This is a genomic window from Halobacterium noricense (assembly GCF_021233435.1).
GTDB lineage: Archaea > Halobacteriota > Halobacteria > Halobacteriales > Halobacteriaceae > Halobacterium > Halobacterium noricense.
In genome coordinates, this window is record NZ_CP089468.1 from 2158996 (window position 1) to 2182109 (window position 23114).

24 protein-coding genes and 1 tRNA gene are annotated in these 23114 nt (G+C 68.3%); 10 read left to right on the plus strand and 15 right to left on the minus strand.

The annotated features are described in order from the left end of the window. The first annotated feature begins 112 nt into the window (after nucleotides 1-112). Nucleotides 113-487: a hypothetical protein gene (locus LT974_RS11465; RefSeq protein WP_232587785.1), complete on the plus strand. Its 375-nt coding sequence runs from the start codon at nucleotides 113-115 to the stop codon at nucleotides 485-487. A 24-nt stretch (nucleotides 488-511) separates the two neighbouring features. Then, a complete protein-coding gene (locus tag LT974_RS11470; RefSeq protein ID WP_232587786.1) occupies nucleotides 512-994 on the plus strand; it encodes a GNAT family N-acetyltransferase in 483 nt (160 codons plus the stop codon). Here LT974_RS11470 and LT974_RS11475 read toward each other — a convergent pair. From LT974_RS11475 to LT974_RS11485, 3 genes are all read right to left on the minus strand, one after another. Then, nucleotides 991-1566, minus strand: a complete 576-nt coding sequence (locus LT974_RS11475; protein ID WP_232587787.1) for a transporter — start codon at nucleotides 1564-1566, stop codon at nucleotides 991-993. The genes LT974_RS11470 and LT974_RS11475 overlap by 4 nt on opposite strands. A 101-nt stretch (nucleotides 1567-1667) precedes the next feature. Next, nucleotides 1668-3362, minus strand: coding sequence for a potassium transporter TrkG (locus LT974_RS11480; RefSeq protein ID WP_232587788.1), 1695 nt, complete (start codon nucleotides 3360-3362; stop codon nucleotides 1668-1670). Nucleotide 3363: 1 nt separating this feature from the next. Further along, nucleotides 3364-4047, minus strand: a complete 684-nt coding sequence (locus LT974_RS11485) for a potassium channel family protein (protein ID WP_232587789.1) — start codon at nucleotides 4045-4047, stop codon at nucleotides 3364-3366. A 323-nt stretch (nucleotides 4048-4370) separates the two neighbouring features. Between LT974_RS11485 and LT974_RS11490 the strand changes: the two genes are divergently transcribed. Next, nucleotides 4371-5813, plus strand: coding sequence for a replication factor C large subunit (locus tag LT974_RS11490; RefSeq protein ID WP_232587790.1), 1443 nt, complete (start codon nucleotides 4371-4373; stop codon nucleotides 5811-5813). Here LT974_RS11490 and LT974_RS11495 read toward each other — a convergent pair whose 3' ends face one another. The 5 genes from LT974_RS11495 to LT974_RS11515 are packed head-to-tail and all read right to left on the minus strand — an operon-like array spanning nucleotide 5814 to nucleotide 9864. Then, nucleotides 5814-6758, minus strand: a complete 945-nt coding sequence (locus LT974_RS11495; RefSeq protein WP_232587791.1) for an amino acid ABC transporter permease — start codon at nucleotides 6756-6758, stop codon at nucleotides 5814-5816. Continuing rightward, entirely contained in the window at nucleotides 6755-7501 is a 747-nt protein-coding gene (locus LT974_RS11500) for an amino acid ABC transporter ATP-binding protein (RefSeq protein ID WP_232587792.1), read from the minus strand. Before LT974_RS11500 ends, LT974_RS11495 begins: the two co-directional genes overlap by 4 nt. Then, nucleotides 7501-8187 carry an amino acid ABC transporter permease gene (locus tag LT974_RS11505; protein ID WP_232587793.1) on the minus strand — a complete coding sequence of 229 codons (687 nt, stop codon included), beginning with the start codon at nucleotides 8185-8187 and terminating at the stop codon, nucleotides 7501-7503. The genes LT974_RS11500 and LT974_RS11505 overlap by 1 nt, the downstream gene beginning before the upstream one ends. A gap of 5 nt (nucleotides 8188-8192) precedes the next feature. Continuing rightward, entirely contained in the window at nucleotides 8193-8981 is a 789-nt protein-coding gene (locus tag LT974_RS11510; RefSeq protein WP_232587794.1) for a transporter substrate-binding domain-containing protein, read from the minus strand. A 55-nt stretch (nucleotides 8982-9036) separates the two neighbouring features. After that, entirely contained in the window at nucleotides 9037-9864 is an 828-nt protein-coding gene (locus tag LT974_RS11515; RefSeq protein WP_232587795.1) for a COX15/CtaA family protein, read from the minus strand. Between the two features lie 750 nt (nucleotides 9865-10614). On the opposite strand from LT974_RS11515, the gene LT974_RS11520 reads away from it, so the two are divergent. Then, complete coding sequence (locus tag LT974_RS11520; RefSeq protein ID WP_232587796.1) at nucleotides 10615-12861, plus strand: NADP-dependent malic enzyme; 2247 nt, start codon at nucleotides 10615-10617, stop codon at nucleotides 12859-12861. 257 nt (nucleotides 12862-13118) lie between these two features. Here the strand turns inward: LT974_RS11520 and LT974_RS11525 are convergent, their stop codons facing one another. After that, on the minus strand, nucleotides 13119-13739 hold the full coding sequence (locus LT974_RS11525) for a ribonuclease H (protein ID WP_232587797.1): 621 nt from the start codon (nucleotides 13737-13739) through the stop codon (nucleotides 13119-13121). A gap of 192 nt (nucleotides 13740-13931) precedes the next feature. Between LT974_RS11525 and LT974_RS11530 the strand changes: the two genes are divergently transcribed. The 3 genes from LT974_RS11530 to LT974_RS11540 all read left to right on the plus strand — a co-directional run bounded on the left by LT974_RS11530 (nucleotide 13932) and on the right by LT974_RS11540 (nucleotide 15830). Continuing rightward, nucleotides 13932-14309, plus strand: coding sequence for a hypothetical protein (locus tag LT974_RS11530; protein ID WP_232587798.1), 378 nt, complete (start codon nucleotides 13932-13934; stop codon nucleotides 14307-14309). 48 nt (nucleotides 14310-14357) lie between these two features. Further along, on the plus strand, nucleotides 14358-14849 hold the full coding sequence (locus LT974_RS11535; RefSeq protein ID WP_232587799.1) for a CBS domain-containing protein: 492 nt from the start codon (nucleotides 14358-14360) through the stop codon (nucleotides 14847-14849). Between the two features lie 63 nt (nucleotides 14850-14912). Continuing rightward, complete coding sequence (locus LT974_RS11540; RefSeq protein WP_232587800.1) at nucleotides 14913-15830, plus strand: DMT family transporter; 918 nt, start codon at nucleotides 14913-14915, stop codon at nucleotides 15828-15830. Here LT974_RS11540 and LT974_RS11545 read toward each other — a convergent pair whose 3' ends face one another. The 3 genes from LT974_RS11545 to LT974_RS11555 form a co-directional block, all read right to left on the minus strand. Next, a complete protein-coding gene (locus LT974_RS11545) occupies nucleotides 15831-16799 on the minus strand; it encodes an aldo/keto reductase (RefSeq protein ID WP_232587801.1) in 969 nt (322 codons plus the stop codon). Nucleotides 16800-16847: 48 nt separating this feature from the next. Then, nucleotides 16848-17093: a hypothetical protein gene (locus tag LT974_RS11550; RefSeq protein ID WP_059057359.1), complete on the minus strand. Its 246-nt coding sequence runs from the start codon at nucleotides 17091-17093 to the stop codon at nucleotides 16848-16850. A 295-nt stretch (nucleotides 17094-17388) separates the two neighbouring features. Continuing rightward, a tRNA-Met gene (locus LT974_RS11555) sits at nucleotides 17389-17547 on the minus strand. A 93-nt stretch (nucleotides 17548-17640) separates the two neighbouring features. On the opposite strand from LT974_RS11555, the gene LT974_RS11560 reads away from it, so the two are divergent. After that, nucleotides 17641-18726, plus strand: coding sequence for a DUF7115 domain-containing protein (locus LT974_RS11560; RefSeq protein WP_232587802.1), 1086 nt, complete (start codon nucleotides 17641-17643; stop codon nucleotides 18724-18726). On the opposite strand, the gene LT974_RS11565 is transcribed toward LT974_RS11560, so the two are convergent. After that, nucleotides 18727-19104 (minus strand): DUF5830 family protein, encoded by a 378-nt coding sequence (locus LT974_RS11565; protein ID WP_232587803.1) that lies wholly within the window; start codon nucleotides 19102-19104, stop codon nucleotides 18727-18729. 87 nt (nucleotides 19105-19191) lie between these two features. Here LT974_RS11565 and LT974_RS11570 point away from each other — a divergent pair, with 87 nt between their 5' ends. Then, nucleotides 19192-19818 (plus strand): TVP38/TMEM64 family protein, encoded by a 627-nt coding sequence (locus LT974_RS11570; RefSeq protein ID WP_232587804.1) that lies wholly within the window; start codon nucleotides 19192-19194, stop codon nucleotides 19816-19818. On the opposite strand, the gene LT974_RS11575 is transcribed toward LT974_RS11570, so the two are convergent. Both LT974_RS11575 and LT974_RS11580 read right to left on the minus strand, forming a co-directional pair. Continuing rightward, entirely contained in the window at nucleotides 19819-19959 is a 141-nt protein-coding gene (locus LT974_RS11575; RefSeq protein ID WP_232587805.1) for an HVO_2523 family zinc finger protein, read from the minus strand. Nucleotides 19960-20007: 48 nt separating this feature from the next. Beyond that, the gene (locus tag LT974_RS11580; protein WP_232587806.1) at nucleotides 20008-21045 is read right to left on the minus strand and encodes a helix-turn-helix transcriptional regulator; all 1038 of its coding nucleotides are present in this window, start codon (nucleotides 21043-21045) and stop codon (nucleotides 20008-20010) included. Nucleotides 21046-21208: 163 nt separating this feature from the next. Between LT974_RS11580 and LT974_RS11585 the strand changes: the two genes are divergently transcribed. Then, nucleotides 21209-22999 carry a DUF7096 domain-containing protein gene (locus LT974_RS11585; protein ID WP_232587807.1) on the plus strand — a complete coding sequence of 597 codons (1791 nt, stop codon included), beginning with the start codon at nucleotides 21209-21211 and terminating at the stop codon, nucleotides 22997-22999. The last annotated feature ends 115 nt before the right edge of the window (nucleotides 23000-23114 follow it).

Sequence of the window (23114 nt, forward strand, 5' to 3'; positions counted from 1 at the left end):
AATTCGGGTGTCGCCGGCAAAAAGTCTGCCGGAGAACTTCGACACGTGCCGAAGAGAAAGACCCATTCTCACGTGAGACAGTGACACACGTATACCTTCGACGGTCGTCCACGTGGCGTTCGGCGCGCTGGTCGTATGGGACACGCGCCGCGCGGAGTCGTGGCTCCACGCGAAGTTCGGCCGCGACGGCCCGCACGTCGCGGTCGTGGGCGTCGTCGCGCTCCTGTTCGGCGGCATCCTCCCGGACCTGATGACGAGCGGCGTGAACCTCTTCTTCCCGCTGCACGACCGCTTCTACACGTTCGCGGGGTCGCTGGAACTCTCCAGCACGGAGGGCGTCGTCCAGACGTTCGTCGACCTCGAACGCGGCAGCGACCCCGCGAACGCCGAGCGCGTGTTCCCCGTCGTCTCCTCGGGCTTCCAGTTGGTCGTCGTGCTCACCGCGATTGCGGGCGTCGTCGGGCGGTTCCGGGAGGCCAAACGCTAACGCCGCGACGGTTCAAGCAGAGGTATGGTCAGGTCGTACACGGACGCGGACAGCGACGCCCTCTGGGCGCTGAAGCGCGGGTTCGAGACGGGACTCGGCGAAGGGACGGGCGACGAGGCCAAGCAGGCCGCCTACGAGGCGAAACTCGACGAGGCGTACCGCCGCGACTGGCTGGACTGGGTCGAGCGCTGCGTCCGCGAGAACGAGCGCTGCGTGCAAGTCGTCGAGGACGAGGACCGGCTCGCGGGCTACGTCTTCGTGCTCCCGGCGTCGATGGCGTTCGTCTGGGACGCCGCCGTCCTCAACGAGATTTACGTTGCACCCGAGTTCCGCGGGACGGGCGTCGCGGACGACCTGATGGACGCCGCGCTCGCCGTCGCGCGCGAGCAGTCGCTGCCGCTGGACCGGATGGTGTTAGACGTGGACCGGCAGAACGAGCGCGCGAAGGCGTTCTACGAGCGCTACGGCTTCGAGCACTGGGGCGAGCTGGTCGCCCGGGACCTCTAGGTCGACGTGACGGCACCGAGTGCGCCGCCGATACCGCCGAAGACCGCGGGGTGGACGACGCCGGCGAGCAGCACACCGAGCGCGTACTCGGGATGAATCGCGCTCCCACCCGCGGCGTACTCGAAGACGAACAGGCCGACGACCGCGAGCACGACGTAGCCGAGGACGACGCGAGCGCCGATTTGTGCGCCGCCGGACGCGTCGGTCGCGTTCGCGCGGCGTGCGAGCACGAAGCCAGCGAGCGCGACGACGACCGCGGGTACGAGGTACAGCAGCATCGGCGCGCTCCCGTCCGCGATGAGGTTCCGGGTGGCCTGCCCGCTGCCGAGCGACGGGACGGTGAAGGAGACGCCGTGGGCGTTGTAGAACAGCCAGCCGACGGCCTTCCACGTCGGAATCGGGTCGCCGCCGAGGAGTTCCACGACGGCGTTGTAGCCTTCGAGTCGTTCCTGAACGGACGACCCCTGCCAGAGGTACGTGAGGAGGTAGCCGAGCACGTAGGCGACGGCACCCGCGGCAGCACCGATGCCGAGGTCGGTGCTGCGGGAGTTACTGGGGACTCGTTCGGACATGGTTGTGATGCTCGCCGTGGAGTAAAAAGGCTTTGTGGCGACTGAACCACCTCGAATTCCCGAGCGGCGCGCAGCGTCGCCGAGAGGTGAGCGACGCCCGGTTACGGGTTCAGGCCCGAGAGCCCGGCGCGAACGAACACGAGCACGGGGATGATTTCGAGGCGGCCGACCCACATGTTGAGCGTGAACATCGCTTCCGCGAGCGGCGACATCGTCGGCCCCGTGATGCCCGAGGAGAGCCCGACGTTGCCCTGCGCGCTAGCGACCTCGAAGAGCGCGTCGGCGTACCCGAACTCCGGCCCGACGAGGTTCACGAGGACGATGCTGGTGGCGGCGAGCACGAGCAGCCACAGCAGCGAGACGATGGCCGCCTCGCTGAACTCGCGTTCCATCGACTCGCGGTCGAGCGTCCGGTCGCCGATACGGGCGGTGACGACGGCGTTCTTCGGCAGGAACACGCGGGAGAACTGCCAGATAATGCCGCGGGCAATCGTGTATCCGCGGATGATCTTGATGCCGCCGACGGTCGACCCGGCTGCGCCGCCGAGGACCATCGCGCCGACGACCATCACTTTCGCGCCGGCCAGCCAGCGGCCGATGGGCGCGGACTGGAACCCGGTACAGCTCAGCGCGCTCACCCACTGGAACGTGGAGTCGCGGACGGCGTCCAGTTGCGCCGCGTCGAGCGACGGCACGGAGAACGGGATAAACGACTGCGTCGCGAACGCACCCGACGTGGACGGAACGGACAGCACGTTCTGCGCGGAGAGGACGGCGACCCCGAGCGTCAGCAGGACGAACAGCCAGCGTGTCTGGAGGTCCGAGACGAGTTCGCTGACCTTCCGGTCCCGGAGCACGACGTAGTGGACCGGGAACGCGATGGCCCCGATAATCATAATCGGGAGGAGGACCATCTCGACGAGCGGCGAGTTGTAGGTCGCAATCGAGTTGTCCGTCACGGAGAACCCGCCGGTCGTGAGCCCCGTCATCGCGTGGTTGAGCGCCTGCCACGCGACCGCCCAGAGCTCCAGCGACTGGGCGTACTCGCTGTCGCTGTAGCGAATCGCGCCGAACAGCAGGACGAACGACAGCACGGTGTAGCCGACGACGAGCTTCCAGACCGTGCGGACGGTGGAGACGACGCTCGGGTGGATCTTCTCCTCGCGGGCCTCGCTCTGGTAGAGCGCGTAACTCCCGCTGCCGGGCCGGGAGAGAATCGAGACGGTGAGGACGATGACGCCGACGCCGCCGACCCACTGGATGAACGATCGCCACCACTGAATCGCCCGCGGGAGCGACGGCTCGTGAATCGCCATCGTGAGGCCGCTGCCCGTCCACCCGCTCATGCTCTCGAAGAACGCGTGCAGGGGGTCACGGAAGTACGCGAGACTGGACAGCGTCGTCGTGCCGGCGACGCCGATCGGCTCCCACGTGCTCGTGTCGGTGGCCGCCGGGACGAACGCCTCCATGGCGGCCGGCGGCGTCAGCCACGCCGTCAGGAAGAACGGGAGCGCGCCGAACGCTGCGACCATCAGCCACCCGCCGGCGGCGATGACCATCCCGTGTTTCATCTTCGGGTTCGGCGCGTCCGCGAACGCGCGGTTCGCCGCGCCGCCGACGGCGGCCGTCACGCCCCCCGCGAGGAAGATTGCGAGGGCGGCGTAGTACTCCCGGAATCCGAGCGCGACGAGCGACGTAATCGCCATCAGGCCGGCCTCCATCAACACCAGCGACCCGACGTCGCGGGCGATGATTCGCAGGTCCGTCGGGAGCACGCCGCCGTTCTTCCGGGACATGCTACGAGTGGTCTTCCGTGTGGCCGAAGACGTCGGTTACCTCGGGCGTCGCGCCCTTGCTGGAGTAGACCGTGAGGAGGTCGCCGGCCTCGATGCGGGTGTTCCCGCGGGGCGTTATCGGTTCGCCCTCGCCGTCGCGCTCGATGGCGACGACGAGCAACTCGCCTTCGAGCAGCCCCGCCTCGTCGGCCTCCCGCAGCGTCTTCCCCGTGATCGGGGCGTCCCGTTCGACGGTAATCTCGAACACCTCGGCCTCCTCGCCGATGCGCATGAAGTCGACGATGGACGGCCGCTTGACCGCCCGATAGAGGTACTCCGCGATGAGGTGCTGGGGGTTCTGCATCGTGTTCACGCCGATCTGGCGGAACAGGTTCATGTGCTCGGGGTCGTGGACGACGGAGACGACGTCCGGGACCTCCAGTTCCTGCGCAAGCAGACACACCATCACGTTCGTAGCGTCCTGGTCGGTCGTCGAAATCAGGGCGTCCGCGCGGTCCGCGCCGGCGTCCTCCAGGGTCTCCTTCGACGTCGCGTCGTCGTTGATGACCAGACAGTCGTACTCGCCCGAAATCCGCTCCGCGCGCTCCTCGTCGCGCTCGATGACCACGACCTCGTTGCCACCGTTCGTGGCAATCTCGGTGAGGGGGTCGCCGATGTCACCCGCGCCGACGATGACGATGTACATTAGCGACACGCTTCAGGGCCGACAACTGAAAGGCTGTCGCTCTATCTGACAATCCGGCATACACGCCTCGGCAGCGGTTACGCACTCTCTGGACGGTGCGAGGGCGTGAAAATCCGTCGAGTGCCGTGGTCCGACTTCGGGCGACGCGTCGCGGAGACAGTGGGGCTCGCGGGTCGCTTCGCTCGCGGCTCACGATGTTCGCCGCTCGGCATTCCGCGCTCTCCTCCGTCGAGCGCGCGCTCCCCGCTCGTGGTAACGTGGCTTCCCTTCGGTCAGCCACGCGCTCCGCAACCACTAAACGCGGCTCGCGCCTTCTTCCGGTAATGACCGACTGGACGGAGAAGTACCGCCCGTCGTCGCTGTCGGAGGTCCGCGGGAACAACAAGGCCCGCGACGCGCTCCGGGAGTGGGCGGACACGTGGGAGGACCACCGGGAGGCCGTCATCCTCTACGGGAGTCCGGGCGTCGGCAAGACGTCGGCAGCGCACGCGCTGGCGGCCGACGAGGGCTGGGACGTCGTGGAGTTGAACGCGTCCGACCAGCGAACCGCCTCGGTCGTCGAGCGCGTCGCCGGCGAGGCCGCGAAGTCCGGGACGCTGGCGGGCGGGACGGGGGGCCGCAAGCTCGTCGTGATGGACGAGGCGGACAACCTCCACGGGAACGTCGACCGCGGCGGCTCTGCGGCCATCACGGACCTCGTGAAGGAGTCCACGCAGCCCATCGTGCTCATCGCCAACGAGTACTACGACATGAGCAACACGCTGCGGAACGCCTGTCAGGACATCGAGTTCCGGGACGTCTCCAAGCGCTCCATCGTCCCCGTGCTCCGGGACATCTGCCGGCGCGAGGGCATCGACTACGACGAGGAGGCCCTAGAAGCCATCGCCGAACAGAACTCCGGGGACCTGCGGTCGGCGGTCAACGACCTGCAGGCGCTCGCGGAGACCGGGGAGACGCTCACCACCGACGACGTGGTGATGGGCGAGCGCGACCGCACCGAGGGCATCTTCGACTTCCTCGACGACCTCATCAAACAGCTCGGCGCGCAGGACGCGCTGGAAGCCGCCTACGACGTCGACGAGACGCCCGACGACCTCATCAACTGGGTCGAGGACAACGTGCCCAAGGACTACTACGGGGACGAGCTCGCGGACGCCTACGAGTTCCTCTCGAACGCGGACGTCTGGCTGGGGCGGGTGCGTGCGACGCAGAACTACTCCTACTGGCGGTACGCGACGGACAACATCGCGGCGGGCGTCGCGGCGTCGCGCCAGCACGACCACGGCGGGTGGACGCGCTACGGGCCGCCGTCGTACTGGCGGAAACTCGGGTCTTCGCGGGCGACCCGGAACAAGCGCGACTACGTCGCGCGCAAGGTCGCGGAGGTCAGCGGCTGCAGCATGTCGACGGCGCGCCGCAAAACCGTGCCGTTCCTCGCGACGATGACCCACCACTGCAAGAACCGGGAGTTGACGGTGGCGATGACGGCGGCGTACGACCTCGACGCCGAGCACGTCTCGTTCGTCACGGGCTCCGGGGAGACGACGAACAAGGTCCAGTCCATCGTCGAGGACGCCGAACAACTACGGTCGGAGCGCGCCGTCGAGCACTCCGGCGGGGCTTTCGAGGGCGAGGCGAGCTTCGACGAAGCGGACGAGTCCAGCGAGGAAGCAGCGGCAGACGAGGAAGCCGAGTACGAAGATGAGGACGAGCAGGACGAGGCGGAGAGCGACGACGACCAGGCGGGCCTGGACGACTTCTTCTGACTACTCCGTGGGGGAGCGTCCGCCCGCGGAGCCGCCGACGCCCGGAATCGCGACGCGCTTGCGGACCCACTCCATGGTGGTCGTCGCGGACAGCACGAGCAGGACGTAGACGACCGCCGCGAGCAGGAAGAGGTCGAGGAACCGGTAGTTCTCGTAGGCGGCGGTCTCGGCGGCGTGGTAGAGTTCGCTCACCGTGATGAACGACGCCAGCGAGGAGTACTTCGTGAGGTAGACGAGTTCGTTGGTCCACGACGGAATGGCGAACCGCAACGCCTGCGGGAGGACGACGTGGCGAATCCCCCGGAACTGGGAGAGGCCGATGGCGCGCGCGGCCGTCAACTGGCCGGGGTCGACGCCCTCGATGGACCCCCGGATGTACTCGGCCTGGTAGGCGGCGCTGTTGATGGTGAAGCCGACGACGGCGACCCACACGGCTTGCGCGGGGACGATGCCGCTGCCGACCAGCGGGACGGCGGCAATCCACCGCGAGAGCGGGAGCGCGTAGTACAGCACGAACAGCTGCGCGAGCAGCGGCGTCCCGCGGATGAGTTCGATGAACGCCAGCGCGACCCAGTGGGTGACGCGGCCGTAGACGCGGGCGGCCGCCAGCGGCACCGCCAGCACCAGCCCGAACACGATGCCGAGCGTCGTGAGCACGACGGTGAGCCACGCCCCCGCGGCGAGGTCCGGGAGGTAGACCATCGCGAACGAGACGGAGTCGAGCGCGCTCGCGACCCAGCCGACCGGCACGCCGAGGAGGCCCAGTCGGGCCGCAGTATCGCCGAGCGCGGTCGCGGCGTCGGCGACGGGCTGCGGGTCGAAGAACGGCTGGCCGGCGTCGACGAACACGCCGCCGAACCAGTCGTTGAGCAGGCGCGCACCGAACCACAACCAGAAGGCCGCGAGAATCCCGTCCCGGACGAGTCGCTGCGTGCTCCGGCTCATTGGCCGCCGTGGAGTTGGGTGAGGCGGCTGAGGAACGCCGCGGTGCGGTCCTTCTCGGGGTTCTCGAAGAGCTGTTCGGGCGGCCCCTGTTCGACGAGCTTGCCGCCGTCGAGGAACAACACGTCGGTCGCGGCCTGCTTGGCGAAGCCCATCTCGTGGGTGACCACGAGCATCGTCATCCCCTCCTCGGCGAGGTCGCGCATCACGGACAACACCTCGCCGATGAGTTCGGGGTCGAGCGCGGACGTCGGCTCGTCGAACAGCATCAGCTTGGGGTCCATCGCGAGCGCGCGGGCGATGCCGACGCGCTGCTGCTGCCCGCCCGACAGCTCGGCGGGGTAGGAGTTGGCTTGCTCGCGGAGCCCGACCTGTTCGAGCTGCCACGCGGCCTTCTCGACGGCCCGCCGGTCGCCGTAGTCGAGGACGTGCTTGAGGCCGAGCGTAACGTTTTCGAGGGCGGTGAGGTGCGCGAACAGGTTGAAGTCCTGGAACACCATCCCGACCTGTCGGCGCAGGTCGTCGGCGTCCATGTCGTAAATGGAGTCGCCGTCGAGGCGGATATCGCCCTCGTCGATGTCCGTGAGGCGGTTGACACAGCGGAGCATCGTCGACTTCCCGGAGCCGGAGGGGCCGACGAGCACCTTGACGTCTTGGCGCTCCATATCGAAGGAGATGCCTTCGAGGACGCGTTCCTCACCGTAGCTCTGGTAGACGTCGTCGACGTCGAGTAGTGGGTCAGACATTAGTGGTTACCTCCGGGAATCGCGACGCTGCTGTGGAGCACCTCGATGCCGCGGTTGACGGTGAACGTCAACACGAAGTAGATGAGCGACGCCGCCAGGAACACTTCGAGGGCGGCGGTCGTCTGGATGGAGAAGAGGTCGTAACTGCGCTTCAACAGCTCCGCGACGCCGATGGCGTACGCGATGCTGGTGTCCTTGAGGACGATGGTGAACTCGTTTTGGAAGCCGGGCACCGAGCGCCGCAGCGCCTGCGGCAACACGACGTGCCGGATGGCGTCGAGCTTCGAGAGCCCGACGGCGCGCGCGGCTTCCATCTGCCCGCCCTCGACGCTCTCGATGGCGCCGCGGAAGATTTGGCTCTGGTAGGCGGCCGAGCGCACGCCGAGCGCGAGCGTCGCCGCGAGGAATGCCGGCGAGATGCCGCCCGCGAAGTACGTCAGCGAGATGATGACGAGGATTGGCGTGCCACGGATGGCGACACCGAGCGGACGGACGACGCCCTTCGAGTACGTGCCGCCGTAGGCTTCGACGACGCCCGCGGGGAGGCCGAGCAGGAAGCCCAGCACCATGCTGAAGAACGTCAACTGGACGGCCAGTATCGTCCCGTCGACGAAGAACTGCCGCTGCCGCCAGACGAACTCCCAGTCGCCGAGTTCGGCTTGCAGTACGAGTTGCGTCGGGTCCATCGGCGTTATTCGCTAGCGAACCACTTTGCGGTGAGGTCTGCGTACGTGCCGTTGTCCCGGACGGTCTGCAGGCCCTCGTTGAGTGCGCTCTGGAGGCCGCTGTCGCCCTGGGGGACGCCGAAGCCGTACTGCTCGCCGGTTTCGATGGTGAACGAGACGACGACGTCGCGGTTCGAGACGAACGTCTCCGCGACGGGCGTGTCCACGATGACGGCGTCCGTGTTGCCGTTCGTGAGGTCCTCGACGGCTAGCACGTAGTTCTCGTAGGTGTTGGCCTGCGAGCTACTGATGGTGCCGTTCTCGACGAGAGAGTCCATCTGGGATTTGCCGGTGGTCCCGGACTGCGCGCCGACGGGGTGGTCGGCGAGGTCGGACTTGCTGGACGGGCGGAAGCTCCCGCCTTCGCGGACGAGCACCGCCTGGTTGGCGTCGTAGTAGGGGTCCGTGAAGTCGATGTTCTGGTCGCGCTCGTCGTTGATGGTCATCGCCGCCGCGATGACGTCGATGTTGCCGTTCTGGAGTGCAGTGGTGAGCTGGGTGAACTCCAGGTCTTCCCACTCGCCGAGTTCGTACTCCGTCTGTTCGACGACCGCCGACAGGAGGTCGACGTCGAAGCCCACGAGGTCGCCGGACTCGTTGACGAACTCGAATGGCGGGAAGCCCGACGCCGTGCCGGGGGTGATGGTGTTCGAGTCGCCGTTGCCGCCGGTGAGCTGCGAACAGCCCGCCAGCGACAGTGCGACGCCGGTACCGCCGACGCTCTTCAGGAACGTCCGCCGATTGAATTCAGACATACCAAACCGATGCACGGGGAGGGACTTAAATACAACCGAACCTGCACGACGTCGGCTACGGGGAGGCGGTAGCGCTCGCGCCGGTGGAGCGCACGGCGACGACGAACAGCGCGGCGACGAGCACGGTGAGCGCGTAGTAGATGAGGTGGACGGTCGGGGAGAACTGCACGACGCCGGTCCCGATGAGAATCTGGACGGTGACGGCGGCAATCGTGGCGACCATCGCCTGCGCGGCGCGGCGGTTGTCGCGGCGGCGCGCCCACACGAGCGCGGCGAGCGCGGCGGTGAACACGAGCAGTTCGAGCGCGTGGTGGATCAGTTGGACGCGCGTTCCGTACACCGCGAAGACGGTGTTCCGGGAGAACACCAGCGCGACCGGGAGCACCGCGAGGCCGGCCAGTGAGGCGGTTCGGACGCGCCCGAGGCCGTCGCCGACGAGTTCGCGCATCCGGAGCGTCGTGTAGCCGAGCGTCCCGAAGATGGCGAGCGCGGCGAGGTGGTGGACGGCCTGCGTGATGGGCATGTACCCCCACGGAACGAGGCCGCTGAACGTCACGGTCGTGCCGCCGAGAATCACCTGAATCGGCAGGAGGACCACGGCGAGCACGCCGCCGATTTTGACGTCGCGCTGGTCGAAGTCGCGCCACGCGACGGCACCGGTGCCGAGGATGAAGAAGCCGACGACCATCGCGAACCCGCGGTGGAACTGCTCGACGAAGTCGTGAATCTGGAGGCCCAGCGGGAGGAGTTGGCCGTTGCAGTCGGGCCACTGGAGCCCGCAGGTCGCGCCCGACCCGGAGACGGCGGTGTACTCGCCGACGAGGATGAGCGCGAACGTCAGCACAGTCGTCACGGCCGCGAGCTGGTAGGAGCGGCGGTCCATGGCTCGGATTTTTGGACGAGTGTACGTAGGCGTGTCGTATTGGGCGTGAGCGTGGTCGACCGCAGGGAGACCACGTTATAGCGAGCGGGGAGCGTAGCGACCCGCGAGCAGCGTGGTTCGGAGCGAGCGTGGTCGACCGCAGGGAGACCACGTTATAGCGAGCGGGGAGCGTAGCGACCCGCGAGCAGCGTGGTTCGGAGCGAGCGTGGTCGACCGCAGGGAGACCACGTTATAGCGAGCGGGGAGCGTAGCGACCCGCGAGCAGCGTGGTTCGGAGCGAGCGTGGTCGACCGCAGGGAGACCACGTTATAGCGAGCGGGGAGCGTAGCGACCCGCGAGCAGCGTGGTTCGGAGCGAGCGTGGTCGACCGCAGGGAGACCACGTTATAGCGAGCGGGGAGCGTAGCGACCCGCGAGCAGCGTGGTTCGGAGCGAGCGTGGTCGACCGCAGGGAGACCACGTTATAGCGAGCGGGGAGCGTAGCGACCCGCGAGCAGCGTGGTTCGGAGCGAGCGTGGTCGACCGCAGGGAGACCACGTTATAGCGAGCGGGGAGCGTAGCGACCCGCGAGCAGCGTGGTTCGGAGCGAGCGTGGTCGACCGCAGGGAGACCACGTTATAGCGAGCGGCGTGGCGCGAAACGTTATTTCGAGAGGACTGCGTCCCTGGAAGCCGACTCGTTTCGACGCGTGACGTAACAACATTCGACGCGTTGGGATAGGTTTTTGGCCGTCGGCGCGGCAGACAACGACATGGGATTAGACGAGGACTCTCTGGACTACCACGCCAGCGACCCGCCCGGGAAGATCGAGATTTCGACGACGAAGCCGACGAACACGCAGCGGGACCTCTCGCTGGCGTACTCGCCGGGCGTCGCGGCGCCGTGCCGACACATCGACGAGGACCCCGAGGACGCGTTCAAGTACACCGCGAAGGGGAACATGGTCGGCGTCGTGTCGAACGGCTCCGCGGTGCTCGGGCTCGGCGACATCGGCGCGCAGGCCTCGAAGCCCGTCATGGAGGGGAAGGGCGTGCTATTCAAGCGCTTCGCCGACATCGACGTCTTCGACGTCGAACTCGACCAGGAGAGCGCCGACGACATCATCGAGTCGGTGGCGGCGATGGAGCCGACGTTCGGCGGCATCAACCTCGAGGACATCAAAGCGCCGGAGTGCTTCGAAATCGAGACGCGGCTCCGCGAGGAGATGGACATCCCCGTCTTCCACGACGACCAGCACGGCACCGCCATCATCTCCGGCGCGGCGCTGCTGAACGCCGCGGAAATCGCGGACAAGGACCTCGAAGGCCTCGACGTCGTCTTCTCCGGGGCGGGCGCGTCGGCCATCGCCTCGGCGAAGTTCTACGTCTCGCTGGGCGTCCAGCGCGAGAACATCACGATGTGTGACTCCTCGGGCATCATCACCGAGGACCGCGACGTCAACGAGTTCAAGCAGGAGTTCGCCAGCCCCGGCGAGGGCGGCGACCTCGCGGACGCCATGGAGGGCGCGGACGTGTTCGTCGGCCTCTCCGTCGGCGGCATCGTCAGCCAGGAGATGGTCCAGTCGATGGCGGACAACCCCATCGTGTTCGCGATGGCGAACCCGGACCCCGAAATCGGCTACGAGGACGCCAAGGCCGCCCGCGACGACACAGTCATCATGGCGACCGGGCGCTCGGACTACCCGAACCAGGTGAACAACGTCCTCGGGTTCCCGTTCATCTTCCGCGGCGCGCTCGACGTCCGCGCGACGGACATCAACGAGGAGATGAAGGTCGCGTGCGCGGAAGCGCTCGCGGACCTCGCGAAACAGGACGTGCCCGACGCCGTCGTGAAGGCGTACGGCGACCAGCCGCTCCAGTTCGGCTCCGAGTACATCATCCCGAAGCCGCTGGACCCGCGCGTGCTCTTCGAGGTCGCGCCCACTATCGCGGAGGCCGCCATCGACTCCGGGGTCGCGCGCCGCGACCTCGACTTAGCGGAGTACCGCGAGGAACTGGAAGCCCGCCTCGGGAAGAGCCGGGAGATGATGCGCATCGTCCTCAACAAGGCCAAGAGCGACCCCAAGCGCGTCGCGCTCGGCGAGGGCGACGACGAGAAGATGATTCGCGCGGCCTACCAGATGGCCGAGGAGGGCATCGCCGAACCCGTGCTCATCGGCGACCGCGACACCATCAACGGCGTCGTCTCCGGGCTCGGCCTGGACTTCGACCCCGAAATCGTCGACCCCGACGAGGGCAGCCACGAGGCGTACGCCGAACGCCTCTACGAACTCCGCCAGCGCAAGGGCATCACGCGCAGCGAGGCCGAATCGCTCGTGAAGCGCGACCCGAACTACCTCGGGTCGACGATGGTCGAAGCCGGGGACGCTGACGCGCTCCTCACCGGCCTCACCCACCACTACCCGAGCGCGCTCCGCCCGCCGCTGCAGGTCGTCGGCACCGCGCCGGACGCCGACTACGTCGCCGGCGTCTACATGCTGACGTTCAAGAACCGCGTCATCTTCTGCGCGGACACCACGGTCAACCAGGACCCCGAGGCGGACGTGCTCGCAGAGGTCGCGGAACACACCGCCGAACTCGCGCGCCGGTTCAACGTCGACCCGCGCGTGGCGATGCTGTCGTACTCGAACTTCGGCAGCGTCGACAACGAAGGCACGCGCAAGCCCCGCGAGGCCGCGCGCATGCTCCGCGAGGACGGCGACGTCGAGTTCCCCGTCGACGGCGAGATGCAGGCCGACAGCGCGGTCGTCGAGGACATCCTCGAAGGCACCTACGAGTTCTCCGAACTGAACGACCCCGCGAACGTGCTCATCTTCCCGAACCTCGAAGCCGGGAACATCGGCTACAAGCTCCTCCAGCGCCTCGGCGGCGCGGACGCCATCGGCCCGATGCTGGTCGGGATGGACGAGCCCGTCCACGTCCTCCAGCGGGGCGACGAAGTCAAGGACATCGTGAACCTCGCGGCCGTCGCCGTGGTGGACGCCCAGCAGGAAGACTAAACGCTAGCGTGCTCGGCGGAGCGAAGTGAGCACTCGGGCCGACGACTGAACGGAGTCGTTCGAGAGAGCGAAGCTCTCTCGTGATGACGAGAGGCGCCAGCGGCGTCTCTCGAACCACGCAGCGAAGTGAAGGAGGAGTGCTTTTTCCGCAAGTTTTGCGAGCCGAGCGGGACCGGAGGTCCCGCTGTAAACGGGCGCGCAGCGCCCGTGAGCAGATGAGGCGCGCGGAGCGCGCGCCACGCAGCGCAAAAAGTGCGTTAGTCGCTGGCCCGGCGGTCGCTGCGCGAGGGTGGCGGCACCTGCGAGTCGCCGGTGTCGCGCTCGGGGAGCAGACAGCGCGCGGGCTCGTCGTTGACGTGGCCGTACTGCTCGGGTTCGTTCGCGAGCACGTGCGCGGGGTTGGTGTTGCTGTCCAACTGGGCGGCCCGCACCTCCTCGAAGCCGACGACGCGCGCACGGATGCCACGCCAGTGGTGGTCGGCGGTCGCGGGCGGTGAGAACTCCTTGATGGGGCGGTAGTCGTGGGCGCGCGCCGCGAGCGCCGCGGTGTTGACGTCGCCCGCGAGGTCGTTGTGGTCGACCAGCACGCCGATGCGCGCGTCCCGCGGCGCGCGCGCCGCGAGCACATCCAGCCCGAGGTGGAGCGCGCGGTACTCGGCGACGTTGTTGTTCGGGGCTTCGTCCGGCACCGCGAAGCGGGCGACCCGCTCGCCGTCCCGCGTTTCGACGATGACGCCGAGCCCGCTGCCGTCGCGCGAGTACGAACCGTCGGTCGCGACGTAGAAGTCCCGCCGGTGGGACTGTGGGGGGTGCGCGATGTGCGGCGTCGGCGAGTCGTCGAACAGGTCTCGGAGTTTCGACCGGCCCACGATGGCCATACGCTACGTAGCGAGCGCCACAACTTAAGCGGTCCGCCGGTCGACATCGCGGGCTGGCGTGCCCCCGAGGGGATCTGTCGTGGCAGGGTAGCCACGCCGCGTTTTGTTCACTGTATTGAACAGTTCATTCATGCCTACCGTACGCCGAGTCGCTACCAAACACTCATTCGTGTAGATTCAGAAACACTACTTATGGCAAAAGCTAACGGGACGGTCGAAGGGGGTGATTCCGACGACACGTTCCGACGGGCGACGGAGGCGGTCAAACGCCGGGCCGGCGACGCCCTCCGCATCGTCTTCCGGTACGAGCCCGACTCCGTGGACGTCCGGTACGTCGACGACTGCCGCCTCGACGAAGACCTGCTGCCGCGCCTCCAGCGCCTCCAGGAGCGCGCGCTCGAACTCGGCGACGCCACGGCGAGCACCGAAATCGACGCCCACGGAGAGGTCGAGACCGTTCTCGCCGTCCACGAGGACGCCGTCGTCCTCTACTTGCTCGTCGCGCCCGACGAGGGACTGGTCGCTGTCCACGGCCGAACGGGGGAGCCGCTGGGCGGCGACCTGCTCTGACCGCACCGCATCCAAAGCGATAGGTGGCGTGGTTGCGAGGACTCCCGTATGCAGGCACGCGACCTGATGACCGAAGCCGTCGAGACCGTCCACGAGGACGACGCGGTCAGCGACGTCCTCCAGCAGCTCGCTCGACGCGACTTCACGGGGTTCCCCGTCGTGGACGACGACGACCGGCTCGTCGGCGTCGTCACCCAGCGCGACTTCGTGGAGCTGTTCCAGCCCAAAGACCACACCGTCTGGATTCCCATCGGGCTGCCGCCGTTCCTCGAGACGCTCGACTACGGCATCGACCTCTCGTGGAACGAACTGGAGACCGAACTGGACCTCGCGAAGAACGCCGGCAAGCCGGTCAAGAAGATCATGACGCCGGACGTGCTCACGGTCGGCCCCGACGCCGACGTCGACGACGTGCTCGCCATCCTCGCGGCGGACGAGCGCGACGTCAACCGCGTCCCCGTCGTCGAGGACGACGTCGTGGTCGGTATCGTCACCCGGCAGGACGTGCTGCGCGCGCTCCACGACGAGCGCAACCAGTAGCCGGCGGCGGCAAAACGGGTACGGCTCCGAAAGCGTAAACGTCGCGCCGCTCGGAGAGTCGACGTGACCAACTACCGGAACGCCGGACTGTTTCTCGCGCTCGCAGCGGCCTGGGGGTCGGCGTTCGTCGCCATCAAGGCGGGCCTCGACGCCGGCTTCGAGCCCGTGCTGTTCGCGGCCGTCCGCTACGACGTCGCGGGCGTGCTGATGCTCGCGTACGCGGCGTACGCCGCCGACGACTGGCTCCCACAGTCGCGCGCGGACTGGACCGTCGTCGGCATCGCCGCCGTCTTCCTCATCGCCGCCTACCACGCCTTCCTCTTCGTCGGCGAACAACAGACCACGAGCGCCGTCGCCGCCGTCGTCGTCAGCCTCAGTCCCGTGCTCACGACCGGGTTCGCGCGGGCGTTCCTCCCCTCGGAACGCCTCTCGCTCGGCGGCATCGTCGGCCTGCTGCTCGGACTGGTCGGCGTCGCCGTGCTCTCGAACCCCGACCCGTCGAACCTCCTCGGCGGGAGCACCGTCGGCGTCCTCCTCGTGTTCGCGGCGTCGACGTGCTTCGCGCTCGGGAGCGTGCTCACCCAGCGCGTCGACGACGACCTCGACGTCGAGACGATGGAGGCGTGGGCGATGCTGCTCGGTGCGCTCCTCATGCACGTCGCCAGCCTCGCGCGCGGCGAGACGCAGACGATTCCGCGGAACACGGACGCGCTGTTCGCCATCGCGTACCTCTCGCTGGTCGCCAGCGCCGCCGGGTTCCTCGTCTACTTCGAGCTGCTGGAGCGGCTCGGCCCCATCGAAATCAACCTCGTGAGCTACGTCGCGCCCGTCTTCGCCGCGGTCGTCGGCCTGCTCGTGCTCGCCGAGCCGATTACCCCGCACACGGTCGCCGGCTTCGCCGTCATCTTCGCGGGCTTCTGCCTGCTGAAGCGGCGCGCGCTCGCGGCCGAACTGCGGAGCTTCCGCGCCGCGTGGGGGTAGCTACTTCGCGCGGGCGATGCGGTCGAACTGGTCGGCACTCAGCGTGAGGTCCGCGGCAGCGAGGTTCTCGCGGAGCTGGTCGGGCGTGCGAGCGCCCGTAATCGGCGCGACGACCTGCTCGTGGTGGAGCAGCCACGCCAGCGACACCTGTGCGGGGGTCGCACCGACTTCGTCGGCGACGGCCTCGACTTCTTCGAGCGCGTCGAAATTCTCCGCCGTGAGGTACGAGTCCACGAACTGCTGGTCGGTCGCGCCCCGCGTCCCCTCGGGTGGTGCCTCGCCGCGCGTGTACTTCCCCGTGAGGAAGCCGCCGGCCAGCGGCGACCACGGCACGACGCCGAGGTCGTAGTCCCGGCACATGTCGAGGTAGGTCGCCTCGATTTCGCGGTTGACGGCGTTGTACCGCGGCTGGACGACCGTGAACGGCTCGTACCCCTCCCGGCGTGCGATTTCGTTGGCCTTGGCGACCTTCCACGCGTTCGGCCCGAACGTGGACGCGCCGAGATAGTGGACTTTGCCGTCGCGGACGAACTCGTCGAGCGTGCGCATGAACTCGCGGGCGGGCGTCCGGTCGTCCCAGCGGTGGATGTAGAGGACGTCCAGGTAGTCGGTGTCGAGGCGGTCGAGAATCGCGTCGACGTTGTTCCGGAGGTGTTTGCGGTTGAGTCCGCGCCCGTTTGGCCCCTCGCGGGTGGGCCAGTAGATTTTGGAGGCGACGACGTACTCGTCGCGGTCGCGGCCGGCGAGCCACTCGCCGATGTGCTGTTCGGCGCGGCCGCTGCCGTACATGTCTGCGGTGTCGACGAAACGGCCGCCGGCGTCGGCGTACGCGTCGAGAAGTTCGTGTGCGCGTTCGCGGCCGACTTCGACCTCGCCGGCGTCGTTCTCGCGGCCGAACCGCCACGTCCCGAACGCGACCTCGGAGACGCGGAGGCCGGTGCGGCCGAGCGAAACAGCGTCGAGACCCATGTGGGGACCGAGATTGGGGGCGGTGTTAAGCGGCGCGTCTTCGAGCCGTTAGCTCGTGTTGTGGCGGTGACCGAGCACGAGCGCGACGACGTGGAGGGCGACCATCGCGGCGAGCGCGGTCTGTTGGGCCGTCGTGTCGGGACCAGCGAGCACGAGCGGCGTGTACAGGAACGGGAGAGCGACCGCCGCCCAGAAGCCAGCGACCTCGAAGGGCTTCAGGAGGGTGGCGGACGCGGGCGTGTTCACGGCGTCCGATGCGACCTCGGCCAGTGCGGAGCGGGAGGGGGCAGACATTGGGTCTCACCTCGTCTACTCCACCCTACTGGCGCCGACCCCATATAGGGGGTCGACCGTTGCCCGGATTTCAGTACGTTTCACCGCGAGTCGGGCCGATTTCGGGACGTTTTACGACGGTCTTAGAATCGTCGAAACATTTTATGATTCGTTCTAAGAGTGTTTCGTGAAATCGGTGATTCGGCCGGCCACAACCGTATTGGCGGCGATTCGGCGGCTCCCGAGTCCTCCCGAGAACTCCGGAGTCGTCACTCGAGATTCGGAGGCGTCGCTCGACCGTTGGAGTGGTAGAAAGTGCCCGGGGAGGGTTTTGAACCCTCGATCTCCGCATGTCCCAGGTTCGAGGCTCGGCGGGCCTCGCGGACATGCTGAGCATCCACGTGGCGAGTGGGATGCCGCACCGAAGCTCGGAACCCTATGAGTGCGGCGCTATGACCAGCTAAGCCACCCGGGCTCGACTCCGGCTAGGGGGAGGTCGCTCTTGAAGGTTCTCATCTCAATCGACGCACCCGCCGGGTTTAAGCCGAGGCGGTTGCTTCGGGCGTACATGAACGTACCTGCGCTCGTCCAGTCCTCGCTCGGGGACGAGGACGTCGCCGCGCACGTGCCGCTGAAGGGGGAGGACGCGGTGTTCGTCACGCCGACGCGGACGCTCGTCTACACGGCCGACGGCCTGCTGAGCGACGAGAGCGTCGACGAGTTCCCGCACGACGCCGAGGGCATCGAGGTCAGCGAGGGCCGCCGGAAGGCGAAGGTCACGCTGGACTACGGGCTGGACGGCGAGGAGTCGTTCTCGGTGCCGTCGGGGAAACTCGACGACGTCCTGCACCCGATTATCGCGGGCGTGCTGAACGCCGCCGACGTCACTCAGCCCGGGGAGACGGTCAAGCGCACGTACCGGTTCAGCGAACTCACGCTCGTCGCGACCAGCGACCGCGTCGTGAAACACGTCGGCGCGGCCGTCTGGGGCCCCGACTACGAGCAAATCGGCTACGACTCGGTGACGGGCATCGACGCCGAGGAGGGCAACGTCTCCAGCCAGCTCGTCCTCGAAACGACCGCGCGAACCCAGCGCATCAAGGCACCCAACGAGCAGTTCCGGGACGTCCGCGAGACCGTCGAGGAGGCCGTCTACGCGTTCCACGACGCGGCCAACGCTGCGGAGTTCGAGCGCATGAACGTCGACGAGGACGCGGGCGCAGCCACCGAGGAAGTCTCGTTCGACAGCGGCGTCGAGCCAATCGACACGAGCGGTGTCGGCGAGGACGACGAGGCAGCCGCCGACGAAGCCGAGCCGAGCGCGGAAGCGAGCGCCGCGGGCGCAGGTGCGGAAGCGGGTGACGCGGCGAGCGCGACCGGCGAACCCGCCGAGCGCGCGGACGTGAACGACGACGAGTTCGCGTCCAGCGGCTTCCAGACGGCCGCGTCGAAGGTCGAGCCGCCGGTCGACCCGGAGGAATTGAACGCCGAACTGGACGACCTCGAAGACACCGTCGAGGAACTGGCCGACGCGCTCGCCGAACAGCGTGAGCTCGCCGAACGCCAGCGCGAAGCGCTCGACGCCCAGCAGACCGTCATCGAGGCCCAGCGCGACCGCCTCGCGGCGCTGCGCGACCTCGTCGACGAGGAGTAGCTACTCGCGGCCGGTGACCTTGCGGATGCACGACGAGCCGAACGCGCCCAGTTCGCCGTGCTCGAAGTTGATGAAGTAGCCCGTCTCGATGGACGCGCCGCAGCGCCGACACGAGAACTCATCCTCTTTCGTGACGACGTCGGACTGGAAGGAGACGTAGCTGCCGCCCTGTGGCTGGACCTCGCCGCCCTCGCGTTCGACGACGCCGCGGCGCTCGGCTTCGTCCAGAATCCGCCGAGTGGTCCGCGGGTGCGTGGTGACGGTTTCGAGGCGGTCGATGGAGTCGGCGACGGACAGCGACTCGAATTCGAGGTTCGCGAGCAGCTCCACCCCGAGTTCGACCGGGTCCTCGACGTTCCCGGCGTCGCCGTCGGTCATGTGTCGTGGTGGGGCGAGCGCGCGCTTAACGCTTACGCGACGCGCGAAGGGACAACGCTAAACCCGCCGCTCGGGTAGCAGGCGGCGATGAAACGGTACGCGGCCGGCGTCGCGCTCACGGCGGTGCTCGTGCTCGCCGTCGTGGCGCGGCCGGCTGACGCGCTCGGCGCGCTCCGGGCGGCGCTCGCCAGCCCGTGGTTCCCCGTGCTGCTGGTCGGCCTCTACGCGGTCCGCCCGCTGTTGGGCTGGCCCATCAGCGTGCTGTCCGCGCTCGTGGGCTTCCAGTACGGACTCGTCGTGGGCGTGCCGGTCGCGCTCGCGGGCGCGGTCGTCACGAGCCTCCCGGCGTACGCCGCGGGCCGCTACGCGCCCGCAGACGGCCGGCTGTTCGGCCGGTTCTCGGACGGCAGCCAGCGCTTCTTCGCCGCCACGGGCGACGTCCGCGGCCTCGTCGCCGCGCGGTTCGCCCCCACACCAGCAGAACCGGTTTCGGCCGCGGCGGGCGCAGGCAACGTCAGCCTCCGCTCGTTCACGGCCGGCACGCTCGTCGGTGAACTCCCGTGGGTCGTCGCAACCGTTGCGTTCGGGAGCGGCCTCGACGCGTTCACGATGGCCGCGACCGACGTGAATCCGGTCGTCGTCGCGGGCGGCGTGCTCGCGGCGGCCGTGCTGTTGAGCCCGGTCGCGTATCGCGCGTGGCAACAGCGCGCGTAGTCAGAATTTGAAGGGGTCTGCGCAGTCCGCAATTACGCCGTGCTGCGGGCAGACGTACTTGCAGTGGCGCTTGAACATCGCCGCGTCGCACATCGGACAGCGGCTGCCGCCGCGGCCCGCGCCCGTCGACTGCTCGCTCATACCCGTGGCTGCGTGCGCGACGAGCATAGGCGTGTCCCTCGCGGGCCCTCAGTCCGCGGCGTCGTCGGCGAGTTCGAGGATGTTCCGCCGGCCGACGCGCAGCTTTTGAACGTCGTCGTCCTCGACCATCCGAGAAACGACGCGACTGGTCTTCGACGGCGACCAGTCCAGTTCTTCGGCGACGGCGGCTTGTTCGACGCGGCCACCGCGGTCTGCGAGGAGTTCGCGGACGCGCTCCTCGTCGGTGACCGGCCCGCTCGTGGCCCCGGTGGAAGCGCGTGCGGCTACCGCCGCCGCACTGACTTCGCTAGAGTCGCCGCCTGTCTTGCCTCGCCTGCGGCGATACACGACGACTCCGGCGACCGCGACGACGACAAAGCCCGCGGCGACAGCGAGCCACGGGAACGCGCTCCCGCCGGATTCGGCTCGCGTCGTCGTGGTCGGCGCGGTCTCGGCGGCGGTGTACTCGACGTCGGGGCGTTCGTCGCCGAAGTCCAGTTGCCCGGTCCACCGGAGCGTGCCGTTCTCGAGGGCGTCGGGCTCGGGGGTCACGTTCGCGACGCGGTACTCGGGCGGCGTCGTCAGTTCGAGGAGGTCGTCCGCCGAGAGGTAGTAGCCGCCCTGGAACACGTCGCCGACCGCGACGCTGTCGCCGTTCGTGGCCGCGAACCCGCGCCACGTGAACTCGTAGGTGACGACGCCCCAGCGCCGCGGCAGCTCCTGAATGCTGGTGGACGCCGAGAAGTTCGTCGCCGTCATCTCGCGGCCGGTGGCGTTCGCCGCGCGCTCGACGACCTCCCGGATGCGGTCGCGGTACGGGTCGAGGAACTGCGAGGTGTTCTCCCGGAACCGCTGCTGGAACGCCTCGTAGTCGCTGACGGCCCGGTCGGAGTTCAGCCGCGTCCGCACGGCGACAGTCCACGTCGCGGACCCGTCGGCGGCCACGTCGATTGACGTGACGGTGTTGTCGACTTCCGGCTGGACGCTGGTCGCGTCTTGGGTGCCCGAAGCGCCGCCGACAGCCGGCGCCGCTGCGGCGACCAGAACGGCGACCACGAGCCAGCGCGCGTAACGGCTCCCTTGCATGGTCGTTGGGCGTGGATTGGGAGGCCCCGGGGAAAAGACGTGCGACCGTTGCACGGCTCCGCCGCGGAAACGAGTGCAAGCGGCTGCAAGCGTCCGTGAACGCGCGGAAGTCGATGCGACGGTCTGCCGGATTTATGGCCGAACGGGGCCAAGGCCCAGCCACATGACTCGGACGCGAACCGTCGTCACCGTGCTGGTAGCTGCCGCGTTGCTCGTCGGGACCGCCGCACCAGCGGCAGCCGGCGCGCTCCCCGGCACCGACAGCACGCAGTCGGTAACAGGTACGGTCGACGACACCGGCGCACAGGAGAACAACACCACGCAGAACGGCTCCGTCGACGTCGCCGTCGGCCAGCAGCTGTCGACGGTGGTCTCGGTGACCAGCGACGAGGTGGAGACGGAGGTCGAGGACACCGCCTTCGAGGTGTCCTTCGAGCGCGCCAACGAGAGCGAGCGCGCCGAAGCCGTCGCTCAGCGCGTCGCGGAACTCCGCGAGCGCGCCGGCCAAATCCGGGCGGACTACCGGGACGCCACGGCGGCCTACGAGAGTGGGAACCTCACGAAATCCGCGTACGGCCAGCGGCTCGCGACGCTGAACGCGCGCGCCGACAGCGTCCTGCACAGCCTCTCGGCGGTCCGGGAGCGCGCGACGAACGTTTCCGAGCTGGAGCTGCGCGCCGAGGGCGTGGCGAACAGCACGCTCGAAAACGCCACTGAACCCCTCTCGGCGGTCGCTGGCGCGGGCCCGTCAGCGCTGCTCCAGCGGTACCTCGGCGCGAGCGAGGGCGAAGTCGAACTGGAGACGGCCGACGGGCTCAGCATCGAGGCCGAGAGCGAGAGCGGCGAGCGCTCCCGCGAACTCCAGCGTCCGCAGGACGACAACAACTCGATCACGGTGACTCAGTCGGCGGCGCTGGAAACCGCGCGGGGCGCGCTGTCGACGCCCGAGAACGGGTCGTGGCGCCTGCGGTCGGCGAGCGTCCACGACGACGACGGCTACTACAACTTCGAATTCGCGCTCGCGGGAACGAACAGCACCGGTGAGGCGGAGGTCCGCGTCGACGGCTCCAGCGGCGACGTGTTCCGCCTCGAAGCGGCAGTCGAGGCATCCGAGCGCGACAACGACGAAGACGACCGCGAGACGGACGAACGCGAGGGCGACGAACTCGCGCTCGTGGTTGCCGGCGGAACGCCCGCGGCGAACGAGACGATAACCGTGCGGGCGCTGTCGAACGGCGACCCCGCGGCGAACGCCACGGTGGCGTTGAACGGCGACGTCGTCGGCACGACGGCCGCCGACGGAACGCTGTCGGTGACGCTGCCGGCGTCCGGCGAGGCCGAACTGACCGCAACCCGCGGCGACAGCGAGGGCGAGCTCGGCTTCGAGTTCGGCGACGAGGACGACGAAGTGTACCGCGCGCTCGCCGTCGACGCGTCGGTCGGCGACAACACGACCACCGTCTCGGTGACCTACGACGGTGACAGCGTCGCCGGTGCGTCCGTGTACGCGAACGGCGAGCGCGTCGGACAGACGGGCAGTGACGGCACGGTGACGTTCCGGACGCCCGGCGGCGACGAACTCGAACTCGAGGTCGTGAAAGGGGAGTTCGAAGCCGAACTCTCGTACGAACTTCGGGACGGGACCCTCGTTCAGACGGAGGGACCCCACGAGGGCGACGGTGACAAAGCCGACGGCGAACGCGAGAACGAGAGTGGGGAAGACGAGGGTGACGAGGAAGCCGCGGACGACGAAGCGGAAAACGAGACCGAGGACGGCAGCGACGAACCCGAGGAAACAGAAGCTGAGGGGACGGAAACCGAGGACGAGGAAAGCGGCGACGCGACGGACAGCGACGACGAAACCGAGACCGAAGCGACTGAAACCGAAGACGGCGACGGCGGGGACGACACCGAAACTGAAGCGACTGAAACCGAAGACGGCGACGACGACTAAGTAGCGGCGTCGTCCGAGCCGACTGGTTTTTCACCGCCTCCGTCGAGTGCCCGCGTTCGTGCTCCCGAAAGTGACGTCGTGACCGCGCCGTAGGCGTGGCTCCGGGGACAACGCG